This is a genomic window from Paenibacillus sp. 01T422 (assembly GCF_056398785.1).
The window spans coordinates 1-12,288 of the sequence record NZ_JBFTQB010000100.1; the positions used below are offsets into that span (position 1 = coordinate 1).

A 12,288-nucleotide genomic window follows, 5' to 3' on the forward strand; every position below is an offset into this window, starting at 1 on the left:
GGTTTCACCCAAAGCCATCGTTATTTTTACGGCTCACTGGGAAACTGAAGTCCTTACTATCTCCTCAACCGATGATGTCTATGATACCATCTATGATTTTGGCGGTTTTCCGAAGGAGCTATTCCAAATCAAGTACCCGGCAAAAGGCAGCAAAGCGATTGCCACTCAACTGGCCGAGCGCTTCCAAGCCAAAGGCATCCAAGTGAACTTGGACGCCCAGCGCGGACTGGATCACGGCTCTTGGGTGCCTCTGCTGCGCATGTTCCCTACACCCGTCTGCCCGGTGATCCAAGTGTCCGTGAATCCCTACTTGCCGCCAGCCGAGCAGTATCGCATTGGGGAAGCGCTGCGCGGCCTCGATCAGGAGGATATCCTGATCATCGGAAGCGGCGCCACCGTGCACAACCTACGCGCGCTCAACTGGGAAGCCACGGAGCCGGATGCTTGGGCGGTCGCTTTTGACGAGTGGCTCGTGCAGAACATGGAAGCCCAGAACCTGAATGCGTTATTCAATTACGCTGCCGAAGCCCCTAATGCGCGCATGGCTGTGCCGCGGCCAGAGCACTTCATCCCGCTCTATATCGCAATGGGCAGCGGTGACCCGGCTCGTACGCCTCAAGTTATTCACCGAAGCTATGAAGTCGGCTCGCTGAGTTATCTGTCTGTATCCTTTTAACAAGAGTAGACAAAAAGAGACCCACAGCAACGGGCTGCGGGTCTTAAGTATATATATATATTAAAAGGGGGTCGAATTTCATTATAGGTCGCGAACCTTAATCCCAGATGAAAACAAGATTGCATTTCGATTACAAATGATGGTTATTTTGTTTACAAGCTGTTAGTTATCTTTGACCGGAATGTAGATGTCGATCTGAATCTGATCATGCTTATCGGAATGGCATCGCTCATCATACCACTCAAACTCCACGCCACCTGCATGCTCCAGGCCTGAATGAGGGAACCATTCCGCAAAGATAGACTTCCACGTGCTTTGAATTGATGCCACGAATTGATCTGGCGTAACTTTTGGCGTCGTAAATACAGCATATTTGGCCTCAGGAAACTCGCGGCATACCAAGTCAGCAGGCACACCCTCGAAGCTTGTAGCTTCCATCCCAATCAGATACGTTAATTCCCCAGTCTCCATATTAAAATCCGTACAAAGGCCAAGCTCCACCGGCGAATCCGTGTGAACGCGATTACCTATGCGGCTTCCCTTATTCTCTTGCAGATAGGTGTTCCAAAAAACTGGAATGTCTCGGTGATTCTGCCCATCCTTGCAGGTCGTCTTCAGTTCGTACCCAATTAGCTTAAAAGCCGCTTTCGTTCTCAATTGATAGTCCATGCGTATGCCTCCTAAATAGGGATTGGGATTTAATTTCCTTTGCAGCACATTCGCTTTGGCATATAACGGTGTCACAATACCTTGCTTCCGATAGGCGAGTGGCGTTCGCTCAAACACCTTTTTAATTGCTATCCACAGTGTACGTGATTGAACGTCTCGCTTCTTGATCTTTCTTGCTAAAGACTATTTCCAGCTGCCTCTTGAGGCAACAGAATAGGTCGTGTACTGGTTGTTCCCCTTGATTTCCAAACAATTGAGTTGAAAGCCGTATGGGCAGCCGCCATCGATCCCGATTTTGTCGCGGTCAAACCACACATCCGCTTTGCCATGAATATCTTTGGCTGGGGTGTGGCCGAAAACGACCGTTTTTTTCACAACTGTTGGCTGCTGAACAAAGGGGGCACGAATCCACAAAAAGTCGCGTTCCGGCTGTGTTTTCCAGTCAACGAATGCGGGATTCAGCCCGGCGTGCACGTAAATATGCCCCTCATCCTCGTAATAAAGCGGAAGGTTGTTTAAAAAGGTTATGTGATCCAGGCATTTGCCCAAAATCCGCTCTTTGGATTGCTTGATATCCAGATTGGCCTGACCGCAGAAGCTCTGGAAGGTTTGGATCCCGCCATGTTCGAAAAACTTCATCTCCGTCAATGGATCTACTTCGCTCAGCACTTCTACGAACCGCTGATCATGATTGCCTTTGAGCGCAATGGCTCCCTCTTCACGCACTAGGCGCATGACATATTCTACCGTTCCCCGACTGTCTGGACCGCGGTCCACATAGTCTCCCAGCAGGACAAGTTGGTCTTCCTCAGCATTGAAATTGACTTTAACTAGTAATTGTTTGAATTCCTCCAAGCAACCATGTATATCGCTTACGACTAACGTTCTTTTCATCTACTGTACCCCCTGATGTCATGCTTCATTCCCTATGAATCTCTCTAGTATTCTATTTTATTATAGTGATTACCTGTCTGAGACGGTGAAGATGTCAAAAAGCAGACCATTTGATCGTTGGTCGCCGACCATCTGTACGTTTCATTGGACGAATTCCAATGGGAACATGCTTTTGAGGGAGACTCCTGTCTCTTCGTTGGATGAAATCCAATAGCGTCCAGTCAAATCGGGTGATTTGGCACCGAATTCACCCAGTGCATTGGAATTTGTCCAATGTAATGGACATTCTCGCCCTCAAACTGGCCTTTCTATTGGATTTCATCCAATGAAAAATCAGTTGCCATATTGCAGCTAACCACAAGCATGCCTTGAACCGTAAAAAAAAGACGCCCTCGCGGGCGCCTTTCTAGTTCATAAATTGCAGCTTCTGCAGCAATCTTTTCAGCATAACAGCTGCTTCCCCGCGGGTCGCAGATGCGCCTGGCGCAAACGTTGTATCCGTTACACCGTTCACAATACCTGTGCTAGCCGCCTCGGCGACAGCTTCTTTAGCCCATTCATGAATAGCAGGGCTGTCGCTAAACTTAGCTAGCCCAGCGAGATCCATAGCCGCAGGCTGCTGCCCTGCAAACTTCATGGCACGTGTGATCATGACAGCCATCTGCTCCCTCGTGATTCGCTCACCGGGTCCGAATGAGCCATCTTCAAAGCCCTCAATCAAGCCAGCCTTGGCCGATGCGCCAACCGCCCCTGCGAACCAGCTGTTCGCCGGAACATCCGAGAACGTGCTCGCGCCCGCTTCATTCAACCCGAGAGCGCGAACGAGCAGTGCTGCAAATTCAGCGCGCGTAATGGAGACATCCGGCGCGAAGGTATGAGCAGCCACACCTTTTAGCACGAATTTGGAAGCCAGCAGCTCCACATCAGCTCGGGCCCAATGACCAGCCAGATCCTCAAAGGTCTGATTAGAGGAGACGACGGCATACAAACTGTTACCCGTACGTTTCATCGTGACTTCGGTTTGGCCGTTAACGACGTTAAAGATCGCCGGAACGAATGTCCATTCCCCAGTCGCCGGGTTCAGCCATACGGCCGACACTTGATTTGCGTTAACGGCTGATACTAAGGTCAGCACTCGGGTGACATAGGTACTCCCGAAATCGGTGACAGCCAACTTCTTGCCGTTGCCCTCAGCAACGATGATGAACTCTACAGGCGCGGCTAGCAGCGTGACGCCCGCTTCTTTCATTTTTGCCGTTATTTGATCAGCAGCGGCACCAGTTACCTGCTCAATGGAAATGTTGATTTTTACATTCCCGGCATCAGTTCCCAAGCTCGCAGCTAAAGCTACTACATCTAATGCTTTGAGAGGCAAGTTGTAAGTTACGCTGCCCGCTCTAATCGAAAGCTCTGCGTTCGGCGTCGCTGTCGCTCCGGCGCTTATCGCGTTTGCCGGCACTTCCACTGCAGCTGCAGCATCCGTGCCTTTTACTTCAACAATAATCGTATTCTCATTCGATTTCTTAAGAAGCTCGATCGCCTTATTAAATTGATCAGCTACAATTGAAATTGTAGTTACTTTTTTCCCATCTACCGTCGCAACAGCGGGCACTCCTATTATTTCTACACCGCTCGATACCTCTTTCACCGTACTGCTAGGAGCTGTGTTACCAGGTACTGAACCGCCCCCTGAATCCGACCGTGATGGATGGCTCGGACTAACCAGCTTCAGGAAGTTGCCCCAGATGATATTGCCTTCGACATCCCTTTGATACGGAAGTGTAGGAACCAGACTTGCAAAGTTAGCATCCGTTAGCTGCGTACCGGATTTGTTCATACTTTTGGTACCATCGAACAGATAGTTGGTATCAGAATTCAAGGCTGCCGGATAATTATCTTTGGCGTTGTAATTCTTTTGGTAAGAAATGAAGCCATCGATATGAAAATCAGTCTGAATGCCCGTATACGTCGTAAAGTTCAGATTTCCCTTGGCATTGTTATAAGCAATATTTCCACTTTCCGCCCGCACCCCCGGATTGCTATTGCTCGCGAACCCATATGCGCCATTGCCAAATGCCAGGCTGTTTCGAATGATATGCGGCACATGGATGCCTTCTCCGCCGAGTTTAAAGCCGTTTTTATCACCCGCACCTATCGTGCCATTCGTAAGCGTACCATTGTTGTAAGCAATGCTGTTCTCGATCACAACTGAACCAATCGCCCCTGTCCCTGATTTCGTGTATAAATCCCAACCATCATCAATGTTGTTATGGGAAATATCACCCCGGAAGACGTTGCCCACACCCGATGTCAATTTCGCAGCAAAACCATCGGCATTGTTATTTGAAGGGTCCGCATTATCATAAGACTCACAATTCAGAATGAGATTGTAGGACGGCCAAAGCGTTTTATCCGAATCGGACTCATCGGTACGGCTAATTTGCAAACCTGTATCGCCATTCTCATAAAATCGGCTTAGCTCCACGATGTTATGGTTTCCGCCAACCGTAAAGCCCTTCGTGTTGCCTGCAGACCTAGTGAAATCAATGCCTTTCACATGCCAGTAATTGGCGCTAAGCACGACACCTTCCGTCTTCTTGTCGAAATCAATAATCGGCTTCGCCCCAGGCGCCGCAACCAAAGATTTCATGGCATCGGCTTTGCCATCATTGCCTTTTTTGATTTCCAGCTTGGCGCTGCGTACATATCTGCCGTCCAGCATGATGATTTTCTGGCCAGCTTTCACGTAATCAACCGCCGTATCGAGATCCAGCGGGCTGTTGATCGTGCCGTCACCGCCTGCAGTCCCCGCTGGTGATACATAGATATCGCCGTTATCCGCATAGGTTTTCATATCGACGGTGAAGTTCTCCACGATTTTGCTGTAACTCGTCAAATATTGTGTATCGTCGGGCACGAATGCCGCGCTAAAGTTGGTATACGTGTTAGCCGTAACCGTTGTATTAAGCACAAGGGGCTGCCCCGCTTGGACTTGTGCATCTTGCGCAAGGGAGTTCGATCCTTGCTTGATTGTCACAACACCGCTGACGTTGGATTTTAGCCCAAACGTATACGCGGTCGTTGAAGTTCTCGTCAGCCCCGTCAAATTCAGATCCGGCTCGACGGCTATTGGAGCAGGTTCCTTTTTAGGCRCATCCGTTTGGGCATCCGTCACCTTCAGATCTATGCTGCTCACTTCGATCGTTGCCAGACGAGCAGTGAAGAAGCCCACATACATTTTATCGCCATCCTGAACCGTCATGATGTCCGGCGCGAAAATCTCCTCAGTCTTATCGGAATTTAATCGACCCGTGAAACCACTATTCGTTTTCGTTAGCGTTAACTTATAGTTGGCTGCCGGATATGTATTCGCAAGCGTTGGTTTAACTGCACTTAGCATCTTGCTCTGGATGCCTTGGCTTCCTGTGCCATTCGGGGCACTTACGCCTGTTCTGACGAACAACTGCGTTCCGTTCTGTTTCGTTGTGCCGCCGCTATATCCGCCTACGGCAGCTATGTTGGAAGCAAATACGGCGGAGTCCCCAGCCGCCCCGATCGCATCTCGAGCCATGATGCCGAAGGATTCCTGGCCGTCATACGGATCCTTGGCATACGCAGCAACTTTAATATCTGCGGATAGTTCAAAGTTATCTTTGACCGCATCCAGCTCCGTATAATAAAAGCTAATCCCGTCGTGATCGCCTGTCACTTTACCGCCGCCTTCTAAAGCGACAAGCGTAGCGGATTTCCCAGGCTCAACGACCGTAACCGTGTTGTTCGTATTGGATGTGGATTGGCCGAAGCGAATTGTTTTCCACACGTGCTCCCTAGGTTCAACCACGGACACTTGCAGGATGGTAGACGGAATTGCTGTATTTACAGGTTGGATTGTAATCGGATATACGGCTGCTTTGGTGCTGTTGAATGCTGAGGTATCCAGCGTATAATCGCCAGCATTCAGCAGTTCTGTGTCTCCGCTATCATAAACGGCCTTCACTTCTAAGCCCACTGGATCAAAAGACTCGCCAATCGCATAAGTTGTTTTCGGATATTCGGTTACTTGGCTTCCTGTAATCCTTTTCTGCTTTACGATGATTGGGAACTTGACTGTCTTATCGAGCTCGGGCACATTTTTATAAGTTACCGTAATCTCTTTCGTACCCGCCGTCGACATATCTGGCGCTGAAAGTGTATAGTCGCTTCTCAGTAGTCTAACGGTTGAAGCATCGCTGTACTTCGCCACTACAACCAAGCCAGCTGGATCGAAATTTTTGCCAACGAAAAACTCCGTTTTCTGCGGCATCTGTTTGATGTCTAAGCCCGTCAACTGGGCGTTAGTCACATGAACATCGAACGTTGCATAAGTAGTTGATGTCACTGTGGATCTAACCGTAACGGTATGAGTTCCCGGTGTATTCGTGAATTTATAAGTTGCGTTCGATACGGTTGCCGCTGCCGGCGGAAGGGAGAATGTATATTGCGAGTTGGCCAGTTCGGACCAAACGTCGCCACCGTTGAATTGCCCCAGCACCGTCAAGCCTTGAGGATCGAAACTCTCCTCCGGGTAGTAGTCGGTTTTGGCCGGCTTGTAGCGGATGTCCATGGCAGTGACGACTAAGTCCTTCATGTTTAAAGGAATGGTTGCCGTCTGACCGTTGAAATGGATCGTAATGGGATGCGTTCCGGCTGTGGTATTGTCAAATCCAGTAACGAGGTAATCGCTAGTCGAAAGCACTTCTTCATGAAGGTCAGGATACACAGCTATGACTTTCAAACCGGTAAGATCAAGGTTGTCACTCACGAAGTAGTCGGTTTTAACTGACGTAGTGTCTAGCTTAAGCTTACTTGGTGATCTTGTGTCTTTCTTGAAGCTGACGTCGCTGAAGGTGACCGCTGTGTTCCTTGCTGCATAGAGCCCTGCATACGCAAAGTTTCCAGTGCTATTATCTATCACCTGTGTTTGATTGCCCACTTTAAGCAAGTATACGCCGCCAATTTTTTTGATACTCAACGGGTAACTGACACCTGCACCGGGGTTAGCTGCCTCACTGAATTCATATCCTGTTTTCACTTGTGATTGAGCGGCATTTTTGTAGAAACCTATCATTTTTAGATCAAGTGCTCCAACGGCTACATATTCTCCAGTGAATACCGGGCCAGGTGATGCTCCTTGATTTTGATTCATTAAAATATTACTTCTCAGCATAATGCCGAAGGAAGATTGCTTTCTGTTGCTTTCGCTTTCAGCGGGATTCGTAAACGTATCTACTTTGACTGTTGCCGAAAGTTCGAAGTTGTCATTGGCGGAAACTTCCTGGAAATAGTAGGCCAAGCCTTCACTACTTCCGGAAATTTTCCCTTTATTACTTTTGTCCACTTTAGCCGTAGTAATGGCAACCGTTTGGTCTGCATTCTCCGTAATACCAAAGTTTGTTGCTGTTGGAGTACCGCCAATATCCCCAAACACACTTCCCTGCCATTGACTCTCGGCTGGAATCGAAATCATTTCTGCCGGCGGATCCGCAGCCAACGCCACCGGAAGCATCGAAAACATCAAAACCACAGACATTAATAGCGAAATCATACGTCGTTTCTTCAAGTCACATTTCCCCTTTTATCTAATAATTAAAATGTATGCGTTTACATTGCGCAGCGAAAGAAACAGACGCTTAACAGGAGATGCTCTGTTCTTACGTCTGCTTCTCTTAGATGCCTTATACAGTCTGCTTAACGAGAGACTCTACTTCTACACAAGCCATTACAAAAGCCCCTACGCCATGCAGGTCATTCTCGCTAGTTGGACGTGTTACGTAGTTTTCATAATCCCCCGCTGACGTTCCGATGCAGATTAAAGGTAGAATTACCCGCTCCTGCTCATCGAATTTCAACGTACGGATCAAGCCTTCATAGCCCTTCACTGCAGCAGCCGCGCACTCCCCGCCTACAACGCCGTGCTTAACCGCCTTGGCAATGGTATAGACGAACAGACTTGTACAGGACGACTCCAACCAATTGTCAGGTTGATCGCCTTTGTCAACAACTTGATACCACAGTCCGCTCTCCGCATCCTGATAACGAATCAAGGCATGAACGAATTCACGTAAGGAGTCCACTAAGGCCCCGCGCCCTGGCTCTTCCGCAGGCAGCTCATCCAGGAACTGCGCAATGGCTAGACCGTACCAGCCAAGCGAACGACCCCAGAATTCCGGTGAACAGCCTGTTTCGGCATTTGCCCAAGGCATCTTGCGACTCTCGTCCCAAGCATGGTAGAGCAGCCCTGTTGCGTCGTCTTTCATGTATTTGCGCATCAGTTCTTCTTGATGCAGCACAGTAGCGCGCAAGGCGAAATCACCGTATGCGTTCGCATATTTCAGCGAGAATACACCCGCCATATACAAACCGTCGAGCCACATGTTATAGGCATACTTGTCTTTGTGCCAGTACCCGCCTTCTGACGTCAGGTTGATCGTGTTAAGCAAGTTTCTTAGCTTATCGGCAGCGATCCGGTATTTGGCGCGTCCCGTCTTCGCCTCCAAACGGAACAACAAAAGTCCAGCCTGCACCGCATCCAGCTCATCGCGAGCAAAGTAGAGATTGCCGTTATCATCAATCAGACCATCTACATAAGCCTGAATATAGGCATCATAACGATCGTCCTTGTCAGCTTCCCAAAGCATTTCCATCCCGCATAAAAACACACCTTGATGATAATGCCAACGCCCGGCAGGCGGCAGCTCCATCGGTGTATACTGGCTCATAATGGAATCACAGGCAGCTCGCGCCCATTCCATAGGTGATTTTGCATACCGATCAATCATAGTAATTTTCCCTCTCTATTCTATATGGATTTATGGATTCCCAGCCAACTGGTGGCAAACGGAGCGGATTAGCAGCGCTTGTGTCCCTGCATTCATGTCGCCCTCGACCTCGCCGCCGCCAATGTGGACGGCCTTCGGCATGTCAGGGTAGTCCTCGCCCTGCTTGACCTGAGCGACGTTAGGCGCTGTTGGAGAATGAGCAAGCTCACGGGAGAAACCACCGTCAGCGCGAAGCAGTTTCCGCATATTAGCTAGCGTAATCTGGATGATTTCGCGCAGCTCCTCCTCTGGGATCGACAGCTTCATATACGAAAGCAAGTGAATCGGATTACGGATGTAACACATATCCGCTGCTTCCTCCTGCCTTAGCGCAGTGAGGATGCTCTGGTAAATGCGATCTTCGCGTGGCAGCGGAACTCCGAAGTGATCATAAAAAATGTGCAGCTTGAACGTCCCCGATATCCGCACATAATAAGATCCTTCGCCCCATAGCCCGGTTTGCGGGTCCTGCTGTTCTGCAAAGAAGTCAAAAGCCGTGTTCGCGTAGACAGCCCTACGCTCCTGCGGCTCTACCTGCCGCACATACACGCTGGAGGTGGACAGACGGTCGCAGCCCCGCCAGCTGTTCACGAGCGGCACCGACTGCAGCCATGCCAGATAGCTTTGCGGCGAATCCATATAAGCCGGTGCTTGCTTCGCCTCATAAGGCAGCGGGTACAGGGGCTGCCCGCCGAGTTTCGTTAGCGCGTTGCGGCTGTAGGAGATGGCCCTCGCCACCATCACTTCATCTTCGCGCATGAGCGGATTCGCATCATAGAAATAACCCGACACAGGGTCCTGCCTTCTCTGGAAGAAGCGTGTAATTCCCCGCTTCATCTCCTCCGGCAGGCCGCTTAGTAAGCCGAAGCGCTCAATAATATTGAGCGCTTGCGCTGTTGATTCAATGTCTGGGACACCACCACTACCGGGCAGCTGCTTAGAACTATTGGCGTAATAGAATCCGCCGCTTTCCGCGTCGTACTGCCCCCACAGCCAGTCATGAAACCCGGCAAACAAACCGTCCATGTCCGCAAGCAGCTCGCGGATTTCTTCGATATGCTTAGGCATCTGCATGTTTGGATTCCTTTCTTTTACCCTTTGATGGAACCGATCATCGCGCCTTTAGCAAAGTGCTTTTGCAAGAACGGATAAACAATCAGGATCGGTAATGTCGCTACGACGATAACCGCCATTTTGATCGACTGGGCCGGAGGAGGTGTCACGCTGTCGAGATCTACACTGTGATCCATTCCACTTGCGAGAACGACAATTTGTCTCAGTAATACTTGAATCGGCCACTTAGCGCTCTCATTCAGATAGAGAATCGCGCTCAGGTAGGTATTCCAATATGTCACGGCATAGAAGAGGGAAATTGTCGCAATCGCCGGCATCGACAAAGGCAATACAATGCGGAACAAAATGCCAAAGTCGCTGCAGCCATCGATTTTCGCTGACTCTTCCAACCCTTCGGGGATGTTTTGGAAGAAATTTTTCAAAATAATCAAGTTAAACGCTGAAACTGCCGACGGCAAGATTAAGGCCATATACGAGTCGATCATCCCTAATTCTTTTACAACCAGGAACGTTGGCACTAAACCGCCGTGGAACAACATCGTGAAAACAACCATGAACATGATCACTTTGCGGCCATCCACATCTCTGCGGGACAAGCCGTATGCCATAAGGGCTGTGATGAACATCGAGATTATCGTTCCGAGCAGTGTCGTCCAGATGGAAACACCCATCGCTTTAAAAATCGTATTCGTCGAAAAAATAAACTTATACGCCTCAATGCTCCAATCCGTCGGAATAATGACGAACTTCTTCGCCGCCATCTCCGCGCTGGTCGTAAAAGATCCCGCCACGACATGTACAAAAGGAATCACTGTGATCAAGCCAATAATCGTTAAGACCAAATAGTTAATGATGCTAAACATTCGCCCAGCTAAAGTTCTATCTTCTACCATGGTGCAGCCCTCCTGCCTTTCTTTGCCTTTCTTAGTACACGCCTTCTTCGCCCATTTTCTTCGCGATCCGGTTGACCATCATCACCAGAACAAGTCCGATGAACGATTTGAACAATCCGATCGCCGCGCTGTAGCTGAATTGGCCTTGTTTTAAACCCGCTGTATATACATAAGTATCAATGATCTCCGCAACATTTCGGTTCATAGAGTTAAGCAGCAAGTACACATGTTCGAAACCGAGTTCGAGAACCGCACCAATTTTCAAAATTAGCAAAACAATAATGACACTGCGCAAAGCTGGAAGCGTAATGTGCCACATTTGGCGCAAACGTCCTGCACCATCCATACGTGCTGCCTCATATAATCCTGGATCAATAGAAGCAATCGCTGCCAGATAAATGATCGTCCCCCAGCCGGCTTCCCGCCAGATGACTTGAAGAATGTACATCGGTCTAAACCATTCCGGAGCCAACAGGAAATTAACTTTCTCAAAGCCAAAATATTCAATAATGTCGTTAATAATCCCCCCGTCCATCGTCAACATAACGAAAGAGATTGAAACGATGATGACCCAGGACATAAAGTGAGGTAAATAGACGATCGTTTGGAACGTTTTCTTGAAAAATTCCCCTCTCACCTCATTCAGCATCAAAGCCATAATGATCGGGATTGGGAAGTAAAACAGGATGTTCATCACAAACAAAATTAACGTATTACTCAAAATATTCAAGAAGTCAGGCTCAGTAAACAACCGCTGAAAATGTTCAAAACCAACCCATTCGCTCCCGCTAACCCCTTTGAAAGGCTTATAGTTCTGGAACGAAATGATCAATCCGTACATCGGGACATATTTAAACACGATAAAATACAAAATACCCGGCAGCAGCATGATATAAATCCATTTATTCCTCCATAGCCGCCTGCCTAGTTCACTGCTCTGTTTCCTTTCCACCACGCTTTGCACAGCATGTACATCCTGCATAATTCTCTTCCTTTCCGGGTGTTTCATAAAAACGAGAAGACTGCTCCTGATGACCAGCAGCCTCCCCGCTTAGAAACCAGTATGATTTCCTTAGTTCCTGTCCACGACTTATTTTTTGTATAGTGCGTTGTATTCTTCGATGATTTTGTTGCCTCCGCGGTTTTTCCAGTCCTCGATGGCTTTATCGAATCCGGCTTTATCAATGCTGCCGTAAATGTATTTGTTCGTTGCATCCTTGATAAC

Annotated in this window: 8 protein-coding genes; 1 reads left to right on the top strand and 7 read right to left on the bottom strand. The window is 48.8% G+C overall.

The features are described 5' to 3' along the window. Positions 1 to 676, top strand: a 676-nt coding sequence (locus AC1DUA_RS07920; RefSeq protein WP_477499211.1) for a DODA-type extradiol aromatic ring-opening family dioxygenase, incomplete at its 5' end; no start/stop codon positions are given. Positions 677 to 838: 162 nt separating this feature from the next. Here the strand turns inward: AC1DUA_RS07920 and AC1DUA_RS07925 are convergent. The 7 genes from AC1DUA_RS07925 to AC1DUA_RS07955 form a co-directional block, all read right to left on the bottom strand. Then, the gene (locus AC1DUA_RS07925; RefSeq protein WP_477499212.1) at positions 839 to 1,462 is read right to left on the bottom strand and encodes a GyrI-like domain-containing protein; all 624 of its coding nucleotides are present in this window, start codon (positions 1,460 to 1,462) and stop codon (positions 839 to 841) included. Positions 1,463 to 1,528: 66 nt separating this feature from the next. Beyond that, complete coding sequence (locus AC1DUA_RS07930) at positions 1,529 to 2,239, bottom strand: metallophosphoesterase family protein (RefSeq protein ID WP_477499213.1); 711 nt, start codon at positions 2,237 to 2,239, stop codon at positions 1,529 to 1,531. Between the two features lie 406 nt (positions 2,240 to 2,645). Next, positions 2,646 to 7,838, bottom strand: a complete 5,193-nt coding sequence (locus tag AC1DUA_RS07935; RefSeq protein ID WP_477499214.1) for a bacterial Ig-like domain-containing protein — start codon at positions 7,836 to 7,838, stop codon at positions 2,646 to 2,648. Positions 7,839 to 7,953: 115 nt separating this feature from the next. After that, positions 7,954 to 9,057 (bottom strand): glycoside hydrolase family 88/105 protein, encoded by a 1,104-nt coding sequence (locus AC1DUA_RS07940; protein WP_477499215.1) that lies wholly within the window; start codon positions 9,055 to 9,057, stop codon positions 7,954 to 7,956. A gap of 30 nt (positions 9,058 to 9,087) precedes the next feature. After that, entirely contained in the window at positions 9,088 to 10,170 is a 1,083-nt protein-coding gene (locus AC1DUA_RS07945) for a hypothetical protein (RefSeq protein WP_477499216.1), read from the bottom strand. A gap of 17 nt (positions 10,171 to 10,187) precedes the next feature. Continuing rightward, positions 10,188 to 11,063 carry a carbohydrate ABC transporter permease gene (locus AC1DUA_RS07950; protein ID WP_477499217.1) on the bottom strand — a complete coding sequence of 292 codons (876 nt, stop codon included), beginning with the start codon at positions 11,061 to 11,063 and terminating at the stop codon, positions 10,188 to 10,190. Between the two features lie 31 nt (positions 11,064 to 11,094). Further along, positions 11,095 to 12,045 carry an ABC transporter permease gene (locus tag AC1DUA_RS07955; RefSeq protein WP_477499218.1) on the bottom strand — a complete coding sequence of 317 codons (951 nt, stop codon included), beginning with the start codon at positions 12,043 to 12,045 and terminating at the stop codon, positions 11,095 to 11,097. Positions 12,046 to 12,288: the final 243 nt, after the last annotated feature.